Here is a 23,788-nt window from a genome sequence, read left to right as displayed (position 1 = left end):
CGCCCCGCGGCCGGCCGCGGGGCGCTGGCTCAGCCGGAGGTGCTCAGGTCCACGATGACCGGGGCATGGTCCGAAGGTCCCTTGCCCTTGCGTTCCTCCCGGTCGATACGGCCGTCGGCGACCTGCGCGGCCAGGGCGGGAGATGCCAACACGAAGTCGATGCGCATGCCCTTGCGCTTCGGAAAGGCCAGCCCCTTGTAGTCCCAGTAGGTGTAAACCCCCGGCCCCGGGGCGAAGGGACGCACCGTGTCGGTGAATCCCGCCTCCACCAGGGCTGCGAAAGCGTCGCGTTCCGCCGGTGACACGTGCGTGCTGCCCTCGAATTCGGCCATGTCCCAGACGTCGGTGTCCTCGGGGGCGACGTTGAAGTCACCGCACAGCGCGATCCGTGCCGCGGGATCCTCCTCCAGCCAGGCGGTGCCGGCCGTTCGTAGGGCGGCGAGCCAGTCCAGCTTATAGACGTAGTGAGGGTCGTCCAGCTCGCGACCGTTGGGGACGTAGAGACTCCAGACGTCCACCCCACCGCACCGGGCGCCGATCGCCCGGGCCTCGGGCTGGTCCTCGTCTTTCCAGGTGGGCTGGCCGGGAAAGTCTCGACGGACCTCCTCCAGGCCGACGCGGGAGGCGATCGCCACCCCGTTCCACTGGGAGTGGCCGTGGTGGGCCACGGTGTAGCCCAGCTCGGTGAACACCTCGGTGGGGAACTGGTCCTGCCGGCACTTGGTTTCCTGGATCGCCAGGACGTCGACCTCGCTGCGGGTGAGCCAGGCCGCGATGCGCTCGGAGCGAGCGCGCACACTGTTCACGTTCCATGTCGCCAGTCGCACACCGCAAGGCTATCCGTCACCGTGATCGGGGAGCGAGCCAACGCGACGGGCCGGTTGGTCCCTGGGGCGGCCGTCCTCCGCCCCAGGGACCAACCAACCGACAACGGCCCGTCTCCACCGTCGTCGGCATCCGCCTTCTGTTGGATGTGTGGGAACGCTCCCGGGTTCACTCCGATGTGTGCGGGTATCGGCACCGCTCCACCACACGGCACGCCGCGGTCACTGCCCACCCAGCGATTCGTTGTCGGAGTCTCAGCGAATTCTCAGCCGGAACCATGCTCTGTCCCAGGTTGAGGAGTTTTCATGACGATCGGCAGCCTTTTGGGACGGTGTCTGCACGACCTCCTGGGGAGCTGTGCGTCTGAGGGGTCGCCCGGGTGTCCTGGTCCGGTCCGCCCGGGCGACACGGACGCTGGACTCGGTGCCGGACGGACGGAGGTGGCTGTCCGGCGGCTCCGGGGGAGCGCGAGCACGGCGCGCATCGCGCCTCCCCTGGATCGAGTCTGTGACCTGAGTCACATTCATACGCGTTCTGCTCTGCGGCATCATGGGAGAGGGTCCAGGCGCAGGCCAGAATCGAGACATCCAGTCCCATGAGTGACCGTGACACCGTCGGGCAGCCACACGTCCTCGTCGTCGACGACGAGCCCAACATCCGGGACCTGGTCCAGGCCGCTCTGCGCTTCCACGGGTTCGACGTCACGACGGCAGCCACGGGCAGCGCCGGGCTCACCCAGGCACGCGCCCAGTCGCCGGACCTGATCGTTCTCGACGTGCTCCTCCCCGACATCAACGGCTTCGACGTGTGTCGCCAGCTTCGGGCGGAGCACAACCACGTTCCGGTGATCTACCTGACCGCCAGGGACACGCCCTCCGACACCGTCACCGGACTGTCCCTGGGCGGTGACGACTACGTCACCAAACCATTCTCGGTGGAGGCACTCGTGGCACGGGTGCGGGCGCTGCTGCGGCGTGCCTATCGGGGCTCGGGCGGAGTGGGGGCGAACAGCAAGGAGACCGACGTTGCACTGCGGGTCGCCGACCTGGAGTTGGACGAACGGTCCTGGACCGTACGGCGTGGCGGAACCCCCCTGGAGCTCTCGCCCACAGAGTTTCGACTGCTGGCCTACCTCATGGCCAATGCGGGCCGGGTACTGACCAGAACCCAGCTTCTGGAGAACGTGTGGGGCTGGGACTACGCCGGCCAGTCCCAGATCGTGGAGACCTACGTCAGCTATCTGCGACGTAAGCTGGACCCGCTGGGCCCCCCACTGATCCACACCCAACGGGGGGTGGGCTACATGCTCCGGTCACCCGACGAGCGACGTTGATGTCCGGGCGCAGATCCCTGCGTGCCCGACTGCTGATCGGGCTGCTGGTCGTGACCGCGACCGGCCTGCTCGTCACCCTACTGGTGAGTTTTCTGACCCTCCGGGCCTTCGTCACCACCCAGCTGGACGACCAGCTGGAGCTGACCGCCGAGCGAGCCATGGCACGGCTCGATCAGGGCACTCCCCCGGTCGGGGTGGACGCGCCCAGCCCCTCCCCGTACTTCGTCGTGCTCGTCAATCCCAGCACCGGAGACGTGGATCGCATCTTCGGGGATGCCGAGCGGGAAGACGTCGTTTTGGAACGGATCGCCGAGGTCCCCATCCAGGACCTGCGCCGGTACGCCCAAACCCGCGAGATATTCGAACTCGACGAGGGCCAGAGCACGGTCCCGCCGCACCGGGCCACGATTCGCAGACGGGACGATTCCCTGGTCATCAGCGGTGTCCCCACCGACGAACGGGAGGTGTTCACCCAACAGCTCGTATGGACGCAACTGGGCACGGCGGTGGTGCTGCTGACCGGGCTGACCCTGGCCGGGCGCTGGCTCATCACCCGCGGCCTGGAACCACTGGACCGCATGGCCAGCACCGCCAACCGCATCGGCACGGGCTCGGATCTGGGGGCACGTATGCCCACCGCGGAGTCCGACAGCGAGGTGGGCCGGCTCGCCCAGGCCATCAACACCATGCTGGGCCGGCTGGAGCGGGCGTTCCATGCCCAGCGGGCCTCCGAGGAACGCATCCGCGCCTTTGCGGCCGACGCCTCACATGAGCTCCGCACCCCGCTCACCTCAATCCGTGGATACGCGGAGCTGTACCGACAGGGGGCGGTGGGCCCCGGCGACGTCCCCGAGACCATCGGACGTATCGAAGCCGAGGCGGAGCGCATGTCGCGGCTCGTCAACGAACTCCTGGAGTTGGCACGCCTGGACCAGGGCAGTTCCCTCCACCCCCGGGAGTGTGACCTCGCGGCGATCGTGCGGGACATGGCTGCGGATGCCCGTGCGGTGGAGCCTCAGCGGGTGGTGGACCTCCACGCCCCACCGCAGCTGACCTGGGAGGTGGACGAGACCCGATTCCGGCAGATCCTGGCGAACCTGCTCGCCAACGTACGGGAACACACCCCGCCCGAATGCCGCGTCGCCATCGAGGTGCGCGAGGAGCCCGAACCCTCCGAGTGGGGGGCGCGGGACGACGAGGCCAGCCCGGATCAGCCCCGCGATTCCGTTGTCGCGCTGGAGGTGAGCGACACCGGCCCCGGGATGCCCGCCGACGATGTCGCCCGCGCCTTCGACCGCTTCCATCGCGGGCAACGCGCCCCGGGAGGCGGTAGCGGACTCGGTCTCGCGATCGTCTGGGCGAGCGCAACGGCTCACGGCGGGGACGTGCGGCTCGACTCCACCCCGGGTTCCGGAACAACGGTCACGGTCCGGTTGCCGCGACATCCACGCAGTGCACAACCGCCGCTGGACACGGAGTCCCCGACTCCGCCGGAGGCACAGTGACGCATCCGTGGCCGCTGTGCAGGCGTAGCTGCGCTACCACCGGGTAGGGCTGGGGCCACCGCAGAGACCACGCGTGCGAGGTGAGAATGACCACGTCGAAACCAGAAGCGACGACCCCGGACCCGCAGCAGGTGGACGAGCGGCAGGCCCGGCAGGTGGCCGAGGCCGCCCGGGAAACCGAATGGCAGCGTCCCAGCTTCGGTAAAGAACTGTACCTCGGTCGCCTGCGTATGGACCTGATCCACCCCTATCCTCGCCCCGACGACCACACGACAGCCGAAGGGGAGGCGTTCCTGGAGCGGCTGCGCACTTTCTGCGCGGACATCGACTCCCAACGCATCGAGGACGAGGAACGCATCCCCGACGAGGTGCTGCGCGGGCTGATGGACCTCGGCGCCCTGGGCATGAAGATCCCCAAGAAGTACGGAGGGCTGGGGCTGAGCCAGCTGTACTACAACAAGGCGCTGACCCTGGCCGGTTCGGCCTCACCGGCCCTGGGGGCCCTGCTGTCGGCGCACCAGTCCATCGGCGTTCCCCAACCGTTGAAACTGTTCGGCACCGAGGAGCAGAAACAGCGGTTCCTCCCCCGCTGCGCCACGACCGACATCAGTGCCTTCCTCCTCACCGAACCGGATGTGGGCAGTGATCCGGCCCGGCTGCACGCGACCGCGGTCCCCACCGAGGATGGCTCGGCCTACCTCCTGGACGGGGTGAAGCTGTGGACCACCAACGGCGTCCTGGGGGACCTGCTGGTGGTCATGGCCCGCGTACCGCAGAGCGAGGGACACCGCGGCGGGATCACCGCGTTCGTGGTGGACGGGGACACCCCGGGAATCACGGTGGAACGCCGCAACCGCTTCATGGGACTCCACGGGCTGGAGAACGGTGTCACCCGGTTCCACCAGGTTCGGGTTCCCGCGGAGAACATGATCGGCCGCGAGGGTCAGGGCCTGAAGATCGCCCTGTCCACTCTGAACACCGGCCGACTGTCCCTGCCCGCCTCCTGCGTCGGGGCGGCCAAATGGGCCAGCAAGATCGCCCGCGAGTGGGGACGCGCCCGGGTGCAGTGGGGCAAGGCCGTCGGCAAGCACGAGGAGGTCTCCCGCAAGATCTCCTTCATCACCGCCACCGCCTACGGCCTGGAGGCGATGCTGGACCTGGCCAGCCAGCTCGCCGACGACGAACGCAACGACATCCGGATCGAGGCGGCGATCGCGAAACTGTACGCCTCCGAGCTGGCGGACCGGGTCGCCGACGAGCTGGTGCAGCTCCGCGGCGGCCGCGGCTACGAAACCGCCGACTCCCTGGCCGCCCGCGGCGAGCGAGGCATTCCCGCCGAACAGCTTGCCCGGGATCTGCGGATCAACCGGATCTTCGAAGGTTCGACCGAAATCATGCACCTGTTCATCGCCCGGGAGGCCGTTGACGCCCACCTGGCCGTGGCCGGCGACATCATCGACCCCGAGGCCGACCGGGCACGCCGCGCCCAGGCCCTGGTGCGGGCCAGCAAGTTCTACGCCCGGTGGCTTCCCGGGCTCGTGGTGGGCTCTGGTCAACTCCCGACGAGTTTCACCGAGTTCGGGCCGCTGGCCCCCCACCTGCGCTACGCCGAGCGGGCCAGCCGTCGACTGGCCCGGGCCACCTTCTACGGCATGTCCCGGTGGCAGGGCCGGCTGGAACACAAGCAGGGTTTCCTCGCGCGCATCGTCGACATCGGCGCCGAACTGTTCGCGATCAGCGCCGCATGCTCGCGCGCCCGTAGTGACGCGGAGTTGCACCCGCAGCGGGCCCGCGGTTCCCAGGAGCTGGCCGACGCCTTCTGCCAGCAGGCCCAGCTGCGCGCCGAGTCCCTGTTCACCTCCCTGTGGGAGAACACGGACTCGCTGGACGGGAAACTGGCCCGGCGCGCCATGGACGACCGCTACACGTGGCTGGAAGAGGGCATCGTGGACCCCTCGATTCCCGGTCCCCTGATCGGTCCGGCGGAGCCGGGACCATCCCAGGCCGAGAACGTGCGGCGCACCGTGCCGCGCTCGGACTGACCCCGGGACCAGTCCCGAACAGTGGGCACGGATGCGGGTCCGCCACCCCGCATCCGTGCCTCGACAGCGCAACTCCCGAGAACACCACGCACCACCCTGGTAGATTCGTACTTATGTACGATCCCCACGGAGTGCACCCACGCCAGGACGCCACCCTCTCCCGTGGCCAGGCCCAGCGGATCGCCTTGGCCGCCCAGGGTTTCGCCCAGGCCCGCCCCCGGGGAGCCGTGGGGCCGCGCCACCTCCGCCGCGTCCTAGACCGGGTGGGACTCCTCCAGATCGACAGCGTGAACGTCCTCGCCCGAAGTCACTACCTCCCCGTGTACGCACGGTTGGGGCCCTATGCCCCACAGCTCCTGGACCGGGCCACCCGGGGGCCGCGACCGCAGCTGGTGGAGTACTGGGGCCACGAGGCCAGCCTGCTGCCCCCGAGCACCCACCGGCTGTTGCGCTGGCGCATGCGGCGGGCCGACGCTGAGGCGTGGCGGCATGTACGAGAGTCCGCTGTGGAGCATCCCGGACTGGTGGAGGCAGCCCACGCGGAAGTGGCGGAGAACGGGCCGATGACCGCTCGCGAGGTGGAACGGGCCCTGGCGCGCGGAACGGAACGGCCCACGGACCATTGGGGGTGGAACTGGTCCGCGGTCAAGCGGGTGTTGGAGTACCTGTTCTGGTGTGGGCGGCTCAGTGCGGCCGGACGCACGACCCAGTTCGAGCGCCGATTCGACCTACCAGAACGCGTGTTGCCACCCGAGGTGCACGAGGCACCGGACCCGGACCCGGCCGAGGCGCGTCGGGAACTGATCCGGATCGCGGCCCGGGCGCATGGCGTAGGAACCGAGCCGTGCCTGCGCGACTACTTCCGGATGGGTGCCGCGGAGGCACGCGCGGCGGTGCACGAGCTGGTGGACTCCGGGGAGCTCGTCCCGGTCCGGGTCGAGGGCTGGCGTCGCCCCGCCTATCTGCACCACGAGGCGCGGATCCCCCGTTCGGTGTCGGCGCGTGCCCTGCTCAGCCCGTTCGACTCCCTGATCTGGGAGCGCAGCCGCACCGAGGCCCTGTTCGACTTCCGCTACCGCCTGGAAATCTATGTCCCCGCCCCCAAACGGGTGCACGGCTACTATGTGCTGCCGTTCCTGCTGGGACAGCGCCTGGTGGCCCGGGTGGATCTCAAGGCGGACCGCCACACCGGGCGGCTCCTGGTGCGTCGCACCACCGTCGAAGCGGATGCACCGCCGGATACGAAGGCCGAACTCGCGGCCGAATTGAAGCAGCTTGCGGACTGGCTGGGGCTGGATTCGGTGCACCACGCTTAGCAGGTCACTGAAGGTCTTGGCGTGCGGTCTGTCGCGGGATCGCACCCTGCGGGGGCGTGGGTGAGTCGAAGGCCGATCTCGGCGCGCGGGTGGAGCCACGTGTCGGTGTCTACCTGTCGTGGTAACGCAATCGGTGGGTTGCCCGCGACCTCCCCCAGTTCCTCGGCTATCCGCGTGTTGCGGCGGCCCTGGGCGCAGGTCAGCCCGGTCCTCGGGCGCAGCGCGAGCGTCTGGCCGGCCGTCTGCGTTCGTTCAGCCTCTCAGCGTCCGGCGTTCGCGATCGGACGACGCCAGCGGTAGCGGCTTCTGAGTAGGAATCGCCACGTCGCATATCCGCCAGTGAACGAGCCACCCAGAACACGGTTTCCGCACTTGTGTGGCATCCAACGTCGATTCGAACTCTGCGTTCGGCGCGCGGCCCCGGACAGACCATATTTGCTCTGGACGTGCGCTAGGACTCTCGTCGTTCCATCCGTGCGGAGGAGATCGAATCCAACTCACGAAGGATCACACTACTCCAGACAACCCCTACCATAAGATATTCGCCACACAAACCCAACCAAGAAGAGTTGATCATGACATCGGAAACTCGGAACGAATTGGGGCCGAAACCAGAAACTCAACGAGAGATCGCACCCGATCTCGCCCGCGGATTGATGTTGCTACTGATCTCCATTGCCAACGCACCAATATACCTGTTGGGTCGAGACGCGTCTGGGACGAATTTTCACCCCACCGAGGGGTCAACGCTGGATCTGGTCGTGCAGGGTGTCGTAATAACCACGGTCGACATGCGCGTCTACCCCATGTTCGCATTTCTGTTCGGATATGGCATGGTACAGATGCTTCGGCGTCAACAGGAGAAGGGAGTTTCCGAACAGGCCGCCCGTCGCGCGCTGCGCCGTCGGAACCTGTGGCTGTTCGTGTTCGGATTCTTTCACGCTGCTCTGTTGTTCGCTGGGGACATTCTGGGCGCATACGCCCTGTCCGGACTTGTCCTTGCGTGGCTGTTCCTGCGTCGGTCCGGCCGCACACAACTGGTGTGGGCTGCGCTGGGCATGGCGTTGCTTACCGTTTCTGCCGTATTCAGCATATGGGTCGCCTACCGCACGAGTACCGGTCAGACCGCGGAGGGATTCGCGATATTCGACGCCTACCTGCGGATTCTCGAACAGACCGTAGAAGATCCGAATTACCTGTCCTCCGTTGTGTTCCGCGCGTCGATCTGGCCTACTGCCGTACTGGTCACGGGACTGCTATCCCTAAGTGCCCCGATTGCGATCCTACTGGCCTTCTGGGCAGCGAACCGAAGGATTTTGGAGGATGCCCGTGACCATCAGCCTCTCCTCCGGACCGTGGCGATCGGTGGCATCACAATCGGATGGCTGGGTGGCCTGCCGCACGCCCTCGCGCATACGGGCCAGTGGCAGGGGCCAGAGAACACCATGTGGGTGTTCTCGACGACGCACCCCCTGACCGGGCTGGCCTGTGGCCTGGGGTACGTCGCACTCTTCGGCCTCATCGCCCAGCGGATCCGCGAACGCGCCACCATCACCACTGCGTTGACCGCAGTCGGCAAACGCTCCCTTTCCTGCTATCTGGCCCAGTCGGTTATCGCGGCGCCGCTACTCGCGGCCTGGGGGCTGGGTGTCGGCGCCCATCTGAACAGCGCCGGAATGACCTTGGTCGCTGTCGCGATATGGGCATTGACAGTGGTCGGCGCCTATGTTCTGGAACGTCAGGAGCGTCGTGGGCCCGCCGAGGTGGTGCTGCGCCGCCTGACCTACCGCGCAGGTATTACCAGAATGCATTCCTGAGCTCCGAGCCACACCTGTCTCGATGCTCGGCAGTCGCACTGGGCTGCCCCAGCCGCCCGTGACGGGACCGATCGTGGACTCGCTCGACCCCGGAATCTCCGTGATTCAGCACGACCGACTCCGCGACCGGCAGGTCAGCGGCTACGGCTCCAGAACCAGAAGTAGATCACATTGAGCAGCAACAGCAGCACGCCGGCGACCGCCATCCCGGTGCCTCCCGCGGCATCCAGTCCCATCTGGGCCAGCGGGATGGCGACGATCCCGGTAGTGATTGGCACAGCTATCGGTGGGTCGCGTCGCGGCGATCCCGCCGAACGTGCCTCCAGCTGCTCCGTGATGCGGGCGCTGATGATCTCATCCAGTCGTTCCGTTAGTGCCTCGGCGACCTCACGGTCGTACTCCCGCCCCAGTTCCCGTGACGCGGACAAGCTGGCGGCCACCTCGGATGTAGACAGCATCTCCCCTCGGGTGCCCCCACGGCTCTCCCATTCAGAGGGGTGCTCGGGTTCCGCTCCGGAGGCTCCCGCTGGATGGTCCTGCATGGCCGTCCCTTCCTCGACACGATCCGCCGTTGTTACTACCCGCAGCACGATCTGACACAACAGTGGCACAGAGCATGGCCGGACCCACGCGCGTGGGGGCCGCCGCCCACGGCCCCCACGCACTGGATGTGGGTCGTCAGTGTCCTGCCGGCTCCAGATCGGACTGGCCACCGCCCGATCCGGAATCCCGGTCCGAAGCGGGGCCGCGGCGATCCTCTCCCGGCCCGTCTCCGGGACTGTCGCCCGGGCCGCCGTCGGATCCATCCCCCGGATCAGGGTCGCCGGCCCCGTCAACGGCGGGCTCGCCCCGGCGGCGAGCACGGCGCCGGGCACGACGCTCGGCCCGCCGTTCCTTGCCTTCCTCCAGCATCATGTACAGCGCGGGGAGGATGAGCAGGGTCAGCACCGTGGAGGTGACCAGGCCGCCGATCACGACCAGCGCCAGGGACTGTGCGACGAACACGCTTCCGGTGCCCAGCCCCAGTGCCATCGGAACCAGGGCACCGACGGTGGCGAGAGCCGTCATGATGATGGGTCGCAACCGCTGGCGCCCACCCTCGATGACAGCCTCCTGGAGCGGCATTCCGCGCTCGCGGTACTGGTTGATCAGGTCGATGAGCACGATCGCGTTCGTGACCACGATCCCGATCAGCATCAGCAGCCCGATCATTGCGGGCATGCTCATCGCCGTGTCGGTGACCAGCAGCGCCGCGATAGCTCCGGTGGCCGCGAACGGCACGGATACCAGCAGGATCAGGGGCTGGGCGAGACTGCGGAAGGTCGCCACCATGATCAGGAAAACCAGGGCGATCGATGCCAGCATCGCCAGCAGCATGTCCTCCTGCGCCTCGGCCAGGTCGTCCGCCTGGCCGGCGAGCTGTGCGGTCACGCCCGCAGGCAGCTCCAGCTGGTCCAGCTCGGTGGTGACCTCCGCCGTGACCGCGCCCAGGTCCGCGCCCTCGGGTACCGCACTCACGGTGACACTGCGCTCGCCGTCACTCCGGACGATCTCCACCGGCCGCTCAACCTCCTCGACGACGGCAACCTCGTCGAGCTCCACGGTCCCCGTCGCCGTCGGGATCTCGATCTCGCGCAACTCCTCCAGCGACTGCGGGGCGGTCTGGCTGTTGGCCAGGACCAGGGACCGTTCGCTCCCGCCGATCTGGCTGGTCCCGACCGGCTGCCCGTCGAAGGACGCGCTGGCCGCCTGCGAGATGTCCGCGACGCTCAGGCCATGTTCGGCGGCCTCCTCCTCACGGGGCCGGACCTCGATCCCGGGCTCCTCCTCGGCGAGGTCACTGCTGATCTCGCCGAGTCCGTCGACGTCCTCCAACATCGCGCTGACCCGTTGCGTTCCCTCCTCCAGATCGGCGCCGTCGGAGGCCAGTACCTGCACCCCGAGGTCGGCCTCCCCACCGGCGGGGCCACCCATCATGGTGGCGACGTCGAGTTCTCCGGCATCCTCCAAGCCCTCGAGCCGCTCCTCCAGGTCCTGCCGCACAGCGGGAATGTCCGCCTCCGGGTCGATGATCACGAAGTAGGAGGCCTGGTTCTCCCGGACCCCACCCATTCCGTCGCCGCCAACTGTGGTCTCGTAGGAACGCACCTCGTCCATCCCGTCGAGCAGCTCCTCGACGTCGCGGGCCCGATCGTCGGTGACCTCCATGGCCGTGGCCGCCTGGAGCTCCTGCTGGACGATGAGCTGGTTCTGGTCATCATCTTCCAGGAAGGTGAACCGGAGCCCGGTGGCGAGGCCAATCGTGACGACGAAGACGAGCAGGCCCGCCGCGAGGGTGGTCCACCGCCGCCAGGTGGGTACCAGCCCGCCGCCACGCACCGTGGCGGAACGCAGAACGGGAACGTAGGCGCGCTGCATCCAGGACCGGCGCTCGCGCTCCTGGATCTCCCGCCGCACCCGTTCTTGGTCCTGCGGTGGCACCGGTGTGGAGCGCACGAACCAGTAGGCCAGCACCGGGATGATGGTGAGGGACACGAGCAGGGAGGCCAGCAGGGCCACGGCGATCGTTATCCCGAAGGGGCGGAACATCTCGCCGATCATTCCGCCGAGAAGCCCCACCGGCAGGAACACGGCGACCGTGGTGAGGGTGGAGGCGGTGATGGCGCCGGCAACCTCCCGGACACCGGCAAGGATGGCGGCCATGCGCTCGCCGCCGTAGCTGAGGTGTCGTTTGACGTTCTCCAACACGACGATGGAGTCGTCCACGACCCGGCCGATCGCCACGGTGAGGGCGGCCAGGGTCATGATGTTCAGGGTGTATCCGCCGAACCAGAGGGCGGTCATCGCGATCAGCAGGGACAGTGGAATCGAGACGGCCGTGACGATGGTGGTACGCACCGACAGCAAGAACGCCAGGATCAGCGCGATCGCGATCACCAGACCGGCGAGCCCCTTCTCCACCAGACCGTCGATGGAGTCCTCAATGAAGGGGGCGGTGTCCAGGACAACCAGGAGTTCCCCGTCGTCGCCCAGGTCGTCGGCCAGGTCGGGAACGGCCGTGCGGATCTCCTCGGCGACCTCCACCGTGTTGGCGTCCTGGTCCTTGTAGACGATGAGGCTCATCGCCTCCGCACCGTTGACGCGACTGAGTGTGGACTCGTCCTCGGTGACCCAGTCAATGTCGGCGACCTCCCCCAGCCGGACCGGCTCGGGGCCACCGTCCGGTGCTGCTTCGGGACCCGCCAGCTCTGCCGGCCCCGCAGCCGTCGCCGGCATGAGGTGCACGTCGGCGAGGTCGTCGAGGTCAGCCAGTTCCCGGGTCACGTCCACGGACAGCGCGCGTTGTCCATCCTCGGTCAGTGACCCGCCGGGCAGGATGGTCGCGGTGTCCTGGAGCGCCTGGGTAATGTCGGCAGTGCTGAGCCCGTGTTCCTCAAGCTCGTCCTCATCCGGATCGATCTCCACGAGTTCTTCCCGCTGCCCGAAGAGCTGCACGTCGCGTACGCCGGGCAGTCCCTCCAGTTCGGGGAGCACATGCTCCTGAACGTTGGTGGAGAGGGTTCCCTCGTCCTCGTCGGCGGACGCCGCCAACGACAGCACGGGGATGTCCTCGTTGCCGCCGGTCATGACCTCGGTCTCGGCGTTGTCAGGAAGCGTTCCGGACTCCGCGGCCACCGCCTGCTGCACCTCGTCGACGGCGGCGTCAGCGTCGGCGTCGAAGTCGATCAGAACGAAGAGCATGGCCATGCCGTTGGTGGCGGTGGCTTCCACCTGCTCGACGTCATCCACCTGCTGCACGGCGGTCTCAAGCGGGACGACCACCTCCTGCTCCATGACTTCGGGGGAGCTACCCGGCGCGGAGACGCTGACCATAGCCTGGGGCATCTCGAGGTCGGGCATCAGCTCCTGGCGGATCGACAGGGTCGCGATGATCCCGGTCGCGATCACCAGAACCGTGATCAGCGCCGCCAGTAGTCGGTTCGTCAAACTGAGTCTGCTCAGCGCGGTCATTGGGGGGTCATCCTGTTCTCCCGGAGTTCAGGGGCAAAGGGGTGCACGTTCGCGGTCATTCTCGCGAGTACGGGCCTTCCGGGACGTCCACCCACAGGCTCGACTTGGGGACAACTTTGGGTGGATCACCCCCCCACCGCAGGGGGATACTTTCGATGTAGACGGGCCGAAACCGTGGGTGGAGCAAACCCCGAGTCCAGTCAGGGGTGCGGGAGTACCCGTCTCCGGGCACATCCCGGAGTGTTGCGCGAGGAGGATCCGTGGACGAGCAGTGGTGTCTGTCCGAGGTGGAACTCTTTGCGGACCTGTCTCCAGCGGAGATGGAAGCGATCGGGGCGCAGGCACCGGCGGAGGAGATGCGCTCCGGGGAGATCGTGTACTCCCCGGGAACGCGGGCGGCCACCCTGTACATCGTGAAGAGTGGCCAGGTGCGGCTCTACCGAATCCTGCCGGACGGGCGGACCGTCACGACGGGAATCGCGGGGCCGGGCACGATCTTCGGGGAAATGGACCTCCTGGGGCTGCACATGTCCGGCACCTGGGCCGAGTCCCTCCAGGACGGAACCCTGTGCCTGATGAGCCGCACCGATGTGCAACGGCTACTTCTGGCCGATCCCCGCGTCGCCACCCGCATCGCCGAGCGGATCGGGGCGCGAATCGGGGAGCTGGAGCAGCGCCTCGCCGACGCCTACGGCAAGACGGTGGCCGAACGCACGGCGGGGACCCTGGTGAGCCTGGCCGTCCCGGATCGGCGCCCGGGGCGCCTGGCGCCGATCCGGCTCACGCATGAGCAGCTGGCAGCGCTGGTGGGCACCACCCGGGAACACGCCACGAAAGCGCTGGGGGAGATCGCCGACCACGGGCTGGTTCGGCTCCGGCGTGGCCGGATCATGGTGCTGGACCCGGATGCGTTGTCCGTGTTCGCCGAGGGCGGGTACCGCTCCTCGGCCAGCGGGGTAGCCTAGGGCACCCCTTTTTGGCGTGTCTGCGGGCTGCGGTGCTGGTCGGGTCGCTCCGGTGGGCGCGGGCTGGGAACCGGGCACTCTCCCCGGATGCCGCATGGGGGCTGTTGGCTGCGCCGATGCGTGCCGGTCCGTGTGTGGGAGGCCCGAGGGAACGCAGCCGCATCCGTCCGTGGGCCGTGGTGGGGGTGCTCCCCCGGTGTCACCAGTCCCGAGGCCGGCCCGCGGTCACTATCCGTCGGACGGTTGGAGGCGTCCTCGCGCCCGGTTCGTCCGGGGATGTGGTGGCGGTGCGTGGTTAGGGGCGCGCGTCGTCTCGGCCGCCGGCGGCGTCGCGCCCTGGGGGCGCTCCCCGCACGACGGCCAACGGTGGGGGCGGTGGTGGCCGTGGGGGGTCCCCCCCAACCCGGGGGAGAACACACTCCGGCCCAGCGGTCGGTGGGGCGCGGGTGCGGGGTGTGCTGGGGGCGTTGTGCCGGGCCGGAGGGCTGGGGAGGGTGCTGGTGGCGGTGCGTGGCTAGGGGCGCGCACCGTCTCGGCCGCCGGCGGCGTCGCGCCCTGGCGGCGCTCCCCCGCACGACGGCCAACGGTGGGGGCGGCTGTGGGCCGCGGGCGGTCCCCCGCACCCCGAGGGAGCGCACTCTCCGGCCCAGCGGTCGGTGGGGCGCGGGTGCGGGGTGTGCTGGGGGCGTTGTGCCGGGCCGGAGGGCTGGGGAGGGTGCTGGTGGCGGTGCGTGGTTAGGAGCACGCGCCGTCTCGGCCGCCGGCGGCGTCGCGCCCTGGCGGCGCTCCCCCGCACGACGGCCAACGGTGGGGGCGGCGGTGCCCGTGGCGACCTCCCACCGCCGGCGGAGAACACACTGCCCCCGCACGACGGCCAGCGGTGGGGGTAACGGTGCCCGTGGGGTGCATCCCGCTACCCGGGGGGACGCACTTTCCGGCCCAGCGGCCAACCATGGGCGCGGGGTTGGGGGCCGCCGATGATGAGCTCACCGAACTCCTGGGTGACGTCGCTGACGTCGACAATGAGCTGCTGGATGGCTCGCTCGATGAACTGTCCGAGCTGCTCGATGTCGCCGAGCCCGCTGGCAACACAGCCAGTGCCGGAACCGACGTTGACGCCGTGCACCAGGACGCCCCGACGGGCTACGACCAAGAACTGTTGGCGCAGCCGGACGAGGCAGTGCCCTCCGAGGTGACCGAGACGCTGGACGAGGCCAACGCCCTTGTGGACGGCGTGGTGCAGGACAGTGAGGCTGCCGAAACCCTGCCGGCCGAGCCGGGCGCGGTCGAGGCTCAGCACGCGCACGAGGAGGACGTGGTCTCCGACGTGTCCGCTGCGGTCGACGAGGCCGGGGCCGTGACCGAGGAGACGGTTGCCGCCGCCGCGGACTCGCTCGTCAGCTAGCGGTTTTACGAACCATCAGGGAGAGGGGCGCTGGCCGGCCCACCCCAGCCAGGGGTGGGCCGGCCATGCCCGTGGTCAGCGCGCGTCCGCGTCGGTGTTCTCGTTCTCGCGTTCATCGTCGGTTCCGGTGCCCAGGCCATCGGTGCAGGGGTTGGCGGTTCCGTCGCGGTAGCCGATCGCGTCGCCGGTGTCGTCGATGACTGTTTCTTCGCCGTCGCCGTCGCCGTCTCCGTCCTCGGTGTCCTCCGGCGGATCGTGTGGCTCCTCCTGTGCGGGGTAGGAGGGAGTGGGCGTGGCAGCGGCCCCCGGCGTCGTATCGGGCGGGAACGTGGGGCTGGACCCCGGGTCCGGTTCCCCGTCCGTGGTGTTTTCGAGGTCGGCGCGGGTCACGCTGTCGATGGGTTGATCGTGTGCCACCGCGTGGAACAGGGGTTCGGCCAGATCCTCGTTCCAGACGACCCGGTTCGGGTCGCTGGGGGCCTGCCAGTTGGGAACGGTGTAGAAGACGATGTCGTTGAGGTCGACGTCGGCCAGGGTGGAGGCGATGGACAGGATCCGGTCCAGCCCAAGGTCGCTGTCGGTGCTGGTGTGCTCGGAGACCGCGTCCAGCAGCGCCACCATCTGGCTGGGTTCGGTCAGCAGGCCTCCTCCGCTGACTTCGTTGGCCAGCGCGGCCAGGAACATCTGCTGCCGGTCGATTCGCCCCTGGTCCCCGCCATCTCCGATCTCATAGCGGGCGCGTACGAAGGACAGGGCGTCCGCGCCGTCCAGAGTCTGGAGACCGGCATCGAGGTCGAGGTGCGCACGCTCGTCCTGAACGGGCTCCGGCAGGCACATTTCCACCCCGCCGATCGCATCCACCATGTCCTCGAAGCCGGCGAATCCCACGTGGGCGAAGTGGTCAACCCGGATATCGGTGAGTGTTTCGATGGTTTTGACCACACACGGTGGGCCGCCGTGGAACAGCGATGCGTTGATCATGCCGTAGTAGCCGGCGGTTCCCTCGGTGTCCTCGTACGGGGCACATTCGGGGAGTTGGACCAGGGAGTCACGCGGGAAGTTGACGGCGGTGACCGACTCCCGCTCGGGAGAGATGTGTACCAGAAGCAGCGTGTCCGCCCGTTCTCCCTCGAAGTCCTGGCCGCCGTACTGACCGTCGTGACCGTCGTTGCCGTCCGATCCGATCAGGAGAACCGTGACGTCATCGCCGATCTTGGGTGGCCGTTCTTCCTCGGCTAGGGTGTCCTCCAGGTCGTGGGCGTCCATGGTCGAGCGCAGATTCCAGTAGTATCCGTAGAGTCCTGCCGCCCCGGCGAACAGCAGGACGCCGAGTGTCACCGCGACCCACCCGGCCCAGCGCTTCCAGTGGCCGCGGCGGGTGTCGGGGGAAGATGTGGGGCGTGTTTCGCCCGGAGCCTCTGGCATGTGATCACTGCGCCTTCTCGCGTGCCGCCCGGATGGTCGATCGAGACAAACGCCGGGTCCGACCTTCCGTAGTATTTTAGTTACTCTATGTAATTGTATGGGATTCGGATTTCCCGGAGACAGCGCCCCGTGCCGGTGACATCCCGAACCGGCCGAGGGTGCCGGGAGGCCTGGAACTCGGAGTCCGCGGAAACCGTGGTTTCGTGATCACACAGGGTTCCATAGTCGGTGTCTCGGTGGTCTAGCATGGTCGAGATGAACTCTCAGCACGAGACCGACCGGCGGCGGCGTGGTCTGCTGGGCAGACTGCACCATGCCGCACGCAATCCGGGGCGGATCTACCCCTATCTGCGCCGCACGGCACGGGATACGATGCTGCGTCTTCGGCATCGGGACCACGTCAGCTACTACCGGGCCGTCATGGCCGACGACGCTGCACGCAGCCCACACAAAGCCGTGGGCAGCGCGAGTGAGGAACGTTGGCTCGCCCTGGGGCAGATGCAGTTCGACTATCTGGTGGAGCACGGTCTCACGCCGTCGGACCGTATGCTCGAGATCGGCTGCGGCAATCTCCGGGCCGGGTGGAGATTCATCGAATACCTGGAGCCCGGCCACTACTACGGGGTGGACATCTCGCCGGACATCCTCGTACACGCGCAGCGAACCCTGAGCGAGCGTGGCCTCCAGGACCGTATGCCGTACCTGACCATGGTCGCCGACCTCACCTTCGAGTTCCTGCCCAGCGAGCATTTCACGGTCGCCCACGCACACAGTGTCTTCTCGCACTGCCCACTGGACGTTCTGCGGGAGTGCCTGACCCACATTCACCGGGTTCTGGTGCCGGGGGGCTTCTTCGACTTCACCTTCAACCGCACCTCGGGAGCCGAGTACCAGGTGTTGCGGGAGGACTACTACTTCCGCACCGAGACCCTGTTGTCCCTGGCCGAGGAGCTCGGTTTCCACGCCGAGTTCCGGGAGGACTGGGAAGAGCGTCCGCATCGCCAGTCCAAGATCAGAGTCGTCAAGCCGAAGCCGGAGGAGAGCTAGGGAGTGTTTCTTGAACGCTTTCGGATGAGGGAGTGGCTCTCCCTGACCCGAAAGCGGTCCGAAACCATTCCTTGGCCCCGCGCTCTCGCCTCGCCGGGGTCGGCAGTTGGTGTGGGCACGCTGCCGTAGCGTGGGCCACACAGCTAGCCGTAGCGGCCAGGAGGTCTGATGTCTGCTCTGCCCGCCGTCGTTCCCCAGGCCGGCATGCCCACGAAGGTGCGGATCTACGAGGTCGGCCCGCGGGATGGCCTCCAAATCGAGAAGTCGGTTGTACCGACGGCGGACAAGCTGGAGTTCATTCGCGGCCTGGTGGCCGCGGGGCTTCCCGCTGTCGAGATCGCCAGCTTCGTGTCTCCGCGCTGGGTCCCCCAGCTGGCGGACGCCCACGACGTGACCTCGGGTGCGCTCGTTGAGGCCTCTCGAACACGCATGCCGGTGCTGGTGCCCAACGAACGTGGCCTGGAGCGGGCCCTCGCCGCGGGTGCGCGGGAGGTGGCCGTGTTCGCCAGTGCCACCGAGACCTTCGCGCAGCGCAACCTGAACCGGGGCGTGGATGCCGCCCTGGAGATGTTCGCTCCGGTGGTCGCCGCAGCGCAGGAACAGCAGGTTCCGGTTCGTGGATACGTGTCCATGTGCTTCGGGGACCCCTGGGAGGGGCAGGTGCCCATGGACCAGGTGGTTTCGGTGGCCGTGCGGCTGCGGGAGATGGGCTGCGCATCGATATCGATCGGCGACACCATCGGGGTGGCAACCCCCGGACATGTCACGGCCCTCATCGATGCACTGCGCGCTGCCGGTCTGGAGCCCGAGCGGCTGGCGATGCATTTCCACGACACCTATGGTCAGGCACTGGCCAACGTCACCGCGGCCCTGGCCGCGGGGGTCACCGAGTTCGACAGTTCTGCCGGGGGGATCGGTGGCTGCCCCTACGCTGGAAGTGCCACCGGAAATCTCGCGACCGAAGATCTGGTCTGGCTGCTCACTGGCCTGGGAATCGAGCACGGTGTTGATCTGGACGCACTGTCGCGACTGAGCCTATGGATGGCAGAACGGTTGGGCCGTCCCAGCCCGTCCCGCGTGCTCGCGGCCCTCACCCGCGACTGCACCACCTGACCCGCCCGCCCGACCGCACCGTGCCAGCGACGACCGTGTTGCGTACGGCGGATGCACAGCACGTTCGGTAGCGTTCCCCCGCCAGACAGTGGCAGAACGGGAGGCGGGCGGACATGTGGCAGGACCTACTCGTGATCGAGATTCCACCATGGGACAAGGTGCTGCGGACCGTGCTCGTCTACGGGGCCATCGTGGTGCTCCTACGGCTGGCCGGCAAACGCGATCTCGCGCAGCTCAACACCTTCGACCTGGTGGTGATGCTGCTGTTGTCCAACATTGTGCAGAACGCGCTGATCGGTGAGGACTACTCCGTCACCGGCGGGGTGCTGGGAGCCGCCGTACTCCTGGCCGGAAACGCCGTGATGGTGCGGGCCGCGGCCTCGTGGCCCACGCTGGGGAGACTGTTCGAAGGAAGTCCGACCACCCTGGCCCACGACGGGCACCTTGACCACGCCACCCTGCGCCGCCTCGGCCTGCGTCCCGCAGATGTCCTCCAGGCGGTCAAGAAACAGGGAGCCGACCACATGTCCGACACGGAGCGGGTGACCCTGGAGCCGGGGGGAGCGGTGCTGGTCCGGCTACGTCCGGAGGAAGAGAACGCCTCCGGAGGCGAGATTGCGGCCGTAGACGCCCGGCTTGCCCGCATCGAGCGGCACCTGGCCGAACTCACCGGGTCGTACCCACACACCCCGCCAAGTCCGTACAGCGACAGCAGTGCGGAGCAGGAGCACCCCAGGCCGCCCCGGGTCGACCCAGGTGACGATGGCACAGACGGCAGCGATGGTGCCGAACCGGCGGGACGCTAGACCCCGCTGCTTGGGATATCCGGAGGATGGCTCGGTGCCCGCCGCACCCTCAGCACGAGCCGCGTTGACCAGGGGCCGGGGTGCCCGAGCTGAGCAGGGATACCACCGCTGCGCGGGCCACGTTAGCCGCGGTGTGCGGGATTTTCTGGCCGGGCGGTGCCAAGCAGGCACGGGTGGGGCTCCGGGGCGAGGTGGCCCGCGGGGCACCCGAGCCGCGTCTGCTGCCGTATCCACACCATCCCCAGAGACCTGGCCTAACGCAGCGCCGCGGGAAGGTCGCGGAGAAACACGGCCTCACTCAGGGCGGTGCGTTCGATCTCGGTGGGGTCCACACTTTCGTTGGGAGCATGGATCCGGCACAGGGGCTCGCACACTCCCAGGAGCATGATCTCGGCTTCGGGGTAGGTGCGGGCGAGTGTGGTGCACAACGGGATCGATCCGCCCTGGCCCTGGGTCACGGGCCTACGCCCGTAGGCACTGGCCATGGCGTCGCACATGGTGGTGTAGGCGGGACCGGACGTGTCCGCCTCGAACGGAGGCCCCGACGCGGTGCGCCGTATCGAGACCTGAACCTGCCACGGGGCGACCTCCTCCAGGTGGCGCGCGAGTGCCGTGTAGGCGGTGTCGGGGTCCACGCCGGGCGGGATCCGGAGGTTCAGACGGGCACGAACCGTGGCCTGGACCGCGGCTGCGGAACCCACCACGGGTGGGCAGTCCACGCCGACCACGGTGAGCGCCGGTCGTGCCCAGAGCTGGTCCGCGACCGTTCCCGAGCCGGTCAGGTGTACTCCGCGCCGCACCCCGGCGTCGCGACGGAACTGCTCAGCCGGGTAGTCCGCTCCGGTCCAGGTGCCGGTACTGTCCAGCCCCCGCACTGTGGTGCTGCCGTCCGTGTCGTGCAGCGTCGCCAACATCCGTACCAGTGCCGTCATCGCGTCTGGGGCGGGACCACCGAACATGCCCGAGTGCATTGGACCGTCCAGGGTGGACACGGTCACCTCGGCGTCGACCGCACCGCGGAGCGAGGTCGTCAGGGTGGGTTCACCCACGGCCACGTTTCCGGTGTCGCACACCAGAATCGCGTCGGCGCGCAGCTCCTCGGGGTGTTGGGTGACGAAACGCTCCAGCCCGCCGGTGGCCTGCTCCTCCGAACCCTCGGCAACCACGGTGATCCCGATCCCCGGATCGTCTCCGAGCGCCCGAAGCGCCAGGAGGTGGGCGATCGCGCTGCCCTTGCAGTCGGCGGCGCCTCGGCCGTACCAGCGCCCGTCTCGTTCGGTCAGCTCGAACGGGGGCGTGTTCCAGGCGTCCTCGTCGAGTGGCGGCTGGACGTCGTAGTGACAGTACAGCAGTACCGTGGGCGCCCCGGCCGGCGCCGCCCGCCGCGCGATCACGGCCGTCGATCCGTCCGGGGTCTCATGCAGGGCGGCCTCGGAGAGGCCAGCCGCCACCAGGGCGTCCCGGAGCCATCTCGCGGCGTCTGCGCATTCCTGGGGCGGGTACTGCTGCGGGTCGGCGACCGAGCGGAAAGCGACGAGTTCGGCCAGTTCCCGACGCGCCTCGGGCATCATGGCCCGGATTCGCGCCCGCAGGGACTTGGTGTCCGTGGCTGCCGTGGCCGCACTGCTGCTCATGACCTCTCCTTCGCGGTCCCGACCCGATGGGTCCCCACCCGCTGCTGTGCCTGGCGTGCCACTCGGGGAGGAGACGCTGAGCCACAGGGCATGCGGACGCGGGAATATCCTTCCTGGCGAGGGAAGACTACACCTGAGCTGCGATAGAGCCGGTCCGGGCGCCCGCCACGCGGATCAGGTCGACCGGTGAGAGCTCCAGCTGTAGCCCCCGCCGCCCCGCGGAGACACAGATGCTTGCGTGCCGCAGCGCGGAGCCGTCCACCACGATGGGCAGCTGCCTGCGCTGGCCCAGCGGGCTGATCCCCCCGCGTACGTAGCCGGTCGCGCGTTCGGCCGCAGCCTGGTTCGCGAGGGTTCCCCGTTTGCCGCCGACCGTCGAGGCCAGTGCCTTGAGGTTCAGGCTGCTGCCCACTGGCAACACCCCGACGGTCAGTTGCTCGTCCACGGTTACAACCAGGGTCTTGAAGACTTGCTCTGCGGGCATACCGATCGCGGTAGCCACGTCCTCACTCAGTGACCCGCCGCCCGAGGGGGGAACGTAGGTGTGCAGGCTGAAGGCGATTCCCGCGCGTCGCGCGGCCAGCGTGGCCGGGGTGCTCTGCGCGCCGACGTCGCTCTTGCCCGTGCCCTTCGGCTTCGCGCGTACCACCGCACGTACCTCCCAGCTCCGACTCCTGGCCGGGACTCGCCGGTCACGACGAGCCGCCACACCGGCGCGCCTGTCGTGGACGCGCAGTGGGTAGCGCCAGTGTGGCGTGTTTCGGGAGCCCGGGTCAAAGAAGCCGCCGTAGCAGCCGATCCTTGAGACGGGAGTAGGGGGGATAGGTCGGCGCCATGGTGTCGGGAGTCAGCGACTTCTCCAGGATGGCCTTGGGATGGGTGAAGGCCTCGAAGGAGTACTGCCCGTGGTAGTTGCCCATGCCGCTTTCCCCCACACCGCCGAAGGGAAGGCCCGGAACCGTCAGGTGTGCGTTCGGGATCCCGAAGGTGATCGCTCCCGAGGAAGTGGCGGTGGTCAGGCGACGTCGGCTGTGCTTGGACTCCGTGAAGGCGTACAGCGCCAGCGGCCGTTCCCGCTGCTTGACCGTGGCGATGGCCGTGTCGAGGTCGGGAACCGACACGATCGGAAGAATGGGACCGAAGATCTCTTCCTGCATGGCCGGGGCCTCATTGTCGACGTCGGCCAGCACGGTCGGTGCGATGTAGCGCTGGGACCGGTCCGTGTCCCCGCCGGTGACCAGGCGCCCGCTGTTCAGCAGGGGGGTGAGCCGGTCGAAGTGGCGCTCGTTGACGATGCGGCCGTAGTCCGGGCTCTCGATGGGTCGGGGCCCGTACATTTCGGCGACCGCGGTGGCCAGCCGAGATTCCAATTCGGCCGCGCATCCGCCGACGGCCAGGACGTAGTCCGGGGCGACACAGGTCTGGCCGGCGTTCATGAACTTGCCCCAGGCCAGTCGCCGCGCCGTGGTGGTCAGGTCCACGTCGGGTTCGACGATCGCCGGGGACTTTCCGCCCAGTTCCAGGGTCACCGGGGTCAGGTGCTTGGCGGCCGCGGTCATCACGATCCGGGCGACCGTGCTGTTGCCGGTGTAGAAGATGTGGTTGAAGCGCTGTTCCAGCAGCGCGGTCGTTTCGGTAACCCCACCCTCGACCACGGTGATGGCCTGCGGGTCGAGATAGCGCGGCAGGAGTTTCGCGAGAACCGCCGACACGGACGGAGCCAGCTCACTGGGTTTGAGTACGGCGCAGTTGCCCGCCGCGATCGCCCCGACCAGTGGGGACAGGGCAAGATTCAAGGGGTAGTTCCAGGGGCTGATGATCAGTACGACGCCCAGGGGTTCGCGTACGGTCCGGGCGCGGGAGGGCATCAGCGGCAGGGTTGAGGACACCCGACGGGGCCGTAGCCACTGTGAGAGGTGCGACAGGGCGTGGTCGACCTCGGAGCGCAGGAAACCGATCTCGGTGATGTAGGCCTCTGTTGCGCACTTGCCGAGGTCGGCGTTCAACGCTGCCTGGAGTTCCGGCTCCTCCGCGGTGAGCATGGACCGGAGGGCTTCCAGCTGGGAGCGACGCCACTGGGCAGGTTTGGTGCGGTTACTGGCGAAGGTGTGGTGTAGCCGCTCGACGACCTCGGCGGCGTCGTGGGTGGGGGGCGCGATGTCATCCATGTCGGGAGTATAGGCACCGACCGAAAAGCCCCGCGGAAGCTGGGCCCGGTCGAGAGAGAACCCGCTGCACAGCACGCCCGCGGCAATTGGCCGGATTAACCCGGGGGGCGGGGGCCGGGCCGGCCGCGGAAACAGCTCCGCGCCGCCCCAACCGCGCGCCCCACGGAGCCGGGTCTAACGCTTCCGCTTGCTGACCCGGTCCACCAGCGCGAGCCCCCCGAGGACGACGATCCCCACGACGAACAGCCAGAACGCGGCCTGGACCACCATTCCGAGAATGGACATGGCCAACCACAGCACGATCCAGATGGCGAGCAGGGCACCGATCAGCTTCAGCATGGCGTGTGCTCCTTGGTGTGGACGTCTGGGGGCGTTC

At 68.3% G+C, this 23,788-nt stretch carries 18 protein-coding genes; 10 read left to right on the top strand and 8 right to left on the bottom strand.

Annotated features, from left to right (window positions below):
- Positions 1-29: 29 nt before the first annotated feature.
- A complete protein-coding gene (locus RIF23_RS08245) occupies positions 30-827 on the bottom strand; it encodes an exodeoxyribonuclease III (protein WP_310911813.1) in 798 nt (265 codons plus the stop codon).
- Positions 828-1,420: 593 nt separating this feature from the next.
- On the opposite strand from RIF23_RS08245, the gene RIF23_RS08240 reads away from it, so the two are divergent.
- The 5 genes from RIF23_RS08240 to RIF23_RS08220 all read left to right on the top strand — a co-directional run bounded on the left by RIF23_RS08240 (position 1,421) and on the right by RIF23_RS08220 (position 8,838).
- Complete coding sequence (locus RIF23_RS08240; RefSeq protein ID WP_310911812.1) at positions 1,421-2,158, top strand: response regulator transcription factor; 738 nt, start codon at positions 1,421-1,423, stop codon at positions 2,156-2,158.
- The gene (locus RIF23_RS08235) at positions 2,158-3,663 is read left to right on the top strand and encodes a sensor histidine kinase (protein WP_310911811.1); all 1,506 of its coding nucleotides are present in this window, start codon (positions 2,158-2,160) and stop codon (positions 3,661-3,663) included. The genes RIF23_RS08240 and RIF23_RS08235 overlap by 1 nt, the downstream gene beginning before the upstream one ends.
- A gap of 86 nt (positions 3,664-3,749) precedes the next feature.
- Positions 3,750-5,705, top strand: coding sequence for an acyl-CoA dehydrogenase family protein (locus tag RIF23_RS08230; protein ID WP_310911810.1), 1,956 nt, complete (start codon positions 3,750-3,752; stop codon positions 5,703-5,705).
- A gap of 113 nt (positions 5,706-5,818) precedes the next feature.
- A complete protein-coding gene (locus tag RIF23_RS08225) occupies positions 5,819-7,021 on the top strand; it encodes a winged helix-turn-helix domain-containing protein (RefSeq protein ID WP_310911809.1) in 1,203 nt (400 codons plus the stop codon).
- 575 nt (positions 7,022-7,596) lie between these two features.
- Positions 7,597-8,838, top strand: a complete 1,242-nt coding sequence (locus RIF23_RS08220; protein ID WP_310911808.1) for a DUF418 domain-containing protein — start codon at positions 7,597-7,599, stop codon at positions 8,836-8,838.
- Between the two features lie 134 nt (positions 8,839-8,972).
- Here the strand turns inward: RIF23_RS08220 and RIF23_RS08215 are convergent, their stop codons facing one another.
- Both RIF23_RS08215 and RIF23_RS08210 read right to left on the bottom strand, forming a co-directional pair.
- Entirely contained in the window at positions 8,973-9,380 is a 408-nt protein-coding gene (locus RIF23_RS08215; protein WP_310911807.1) for a hypothetical protein, read from the bottom strand.
- Positions 9,381-9,516: 136 nt separating this feature from the next.
- On the bottom strand, positions 9,517-12,849 hold the full coding sequence (locus RIF23_RS08210; RefSeq protein ID WP_310911806.1) for an efflux RND transporter permease subunit: 3,333 nt from the start codon (positions 12,847-12,849) through the stop codon (positions 9,517-9,519).
- A gap of 260 nt (positions 12,850-13,109) precedes the next feature.
- On the opposite strand from RIF23_RS08210, the gene RIF23_RS08205 reads away from it, so the two are divergent.
- Together RIF23_RS08205 and RIF23_RS08200 are read left to right on the top strand one after the other, a co-directional pair.
- On the top strand, positions 13,110-13,814 hold the full coding sequence (locus RIF23_RS08205) for a Crp/Fnr family transcriptional regulator (protein ID WP_310911805.1): 705 nt from the start codon (positions 13,110-13,112) through the stop codon (positions 13,812-13,814).
- Positions 13,815-14,766: 952 nt separating this feature from the next.
- Complete coding sequence (locus RIF23_RS08200; RefSeq protein WP_310911804.1) at positions 14,767-15,219, top strand: hypothetical protein; 453 nt, start codon at positions 14,767-14,769, stop codon at positions 15,217-15,219.
- 75 nt (positions 15,220-15,294) lie between these two features.
- Here RIF23_RS08200 and RIF23_RS08195 read toward each other — a convergent pair whose 3' ends face one another.
- Positions 15,295-16,557: an LCP family protein gene (locus RIF23_RS08195; RefSeq protein ID WP_310911803.1), complete on the bottom strand. Its 1,263-nt coding sequence runs from the start codon at positions 16,555-16,557 to the stop codon at positions 15,295-15,297.
- Between the two features lie 342 nt (positions 16,558-16,899).
- Between RIF23_RS08195 and RIF23_RS08190 the strand changes: the two genes are divergently transcribed.
- From RIF23_RS08190 to RIF23_RS08180, 3 genes are all read left to right on the top strand, one after another.
- Complete coding sequence (locus RIF23_RS08190; protein ID WP_310911802.1) at positions 16,900-17,691, top strand: class I SAM-dependent methyltransferase; 792 nt, start codon at positions 16,900-16,902, stop codon at positions 17,689-17,691.
- Positions 17,692-17,859: 168 nt separating this feature from the next.
- Complete coding sequence (locus RIF23_RS08185) at positions 17,860-18,804, top strand: hydroxymethylglutaryl-CoA lyase (protein WP_310911801.1); 945 nt, start codon at positions 17,860-17,862, stop codon at positions 18,802-18,804.
- Positions 18,805-18,917: 113 nt separating this feature from the next.
- Positions 18,918-19,610, top strand: coding sequence for a DUF421 domain-containing protein (locus RIF23_RS08180; protein ID WP_310911800.1), 693 nt, complete (start codon positions 18,918-18,920; stop codon positions 19,608-19,610).
- Positions 19,611-19,864: 254 nt separating this feature from the next.
- Here RIF23_RS08180 and RIF23_RS08175 read toward each other — a convergent pair whose 3' ends face one another.
- The 4 genes from RIF23_RS08175 to RIF23_RS08160 all read right to left on the bottom strand — a co-directional run bounded on the left by RIF23_RS08175 (position 19,865) and on the right by RIF23_RS08160 (position 23,751).
- Positions 19,865-21,244, bottom strand: a complete 1,380-nt coding sequence (locus RIF23_RS08175; RefSeq protein ID WP_310911799.1) for a dipeptidase — start codon at positions 21,242-21,244, stop codon at positions 19,865-19,867.
- Positions 21,245-21,371: 127 nt separating this feature from the next.
- A complete protein-coding gene (locus tag RIF23_RS08170; RefSeq protein WP_310911798.1) occupies positions 21,372-21,893 on the bottom strand; it encodes an aminoacyl-tRNA deacylase in 522 nt (173 codons plus the stop codon).
- 124 nt (positions 21,894-22,017) lie between these two features.
- The gene (locus tag RIF23_RS08165; protein ID WP_310911797.1) at positions 22,018-23,412 is read right to left on the bottom strand and encodes an aldehyde dehydrogenase family protein; all 1,395 of its coding nucleotides are present in this window, start codon (positions 23,410-23,412) and stop codon (positions 22,018-22,020) included.
- A gap of 174 nt (positions 23,413-23,586) precedes the next feature.
- Positions 23,587-23,751 carry a hypothetical protein gene (locus RIF23_RS08160; protein WP_310911796.1) on the bottom strand — a complete coding sequence of 55 codons (165 nt, stop codon included), beginning with the start codon at positions 23,749-23,751 and terminating at the stop codon, positions 23,587-23,589.
- Positions 23,752-23,788 lie beyond the last annotated feature (37 nt).

Origin of the sequence: Lipingzhangella rawalii, from assembly GCF_031628175.1 — a bacterium.
In the GTDB taxonomy this organism is placed as follows: Bacteria; Actinomycetota; Actinomycetes; order Streptosporangiales; family Streptosporangiaceae; genus Lipingzhangella_A; species Lipingzhangella_A rawalii.
This window is presented reverse-complemented; position numbering and strand designations above follow the sequence as displayed.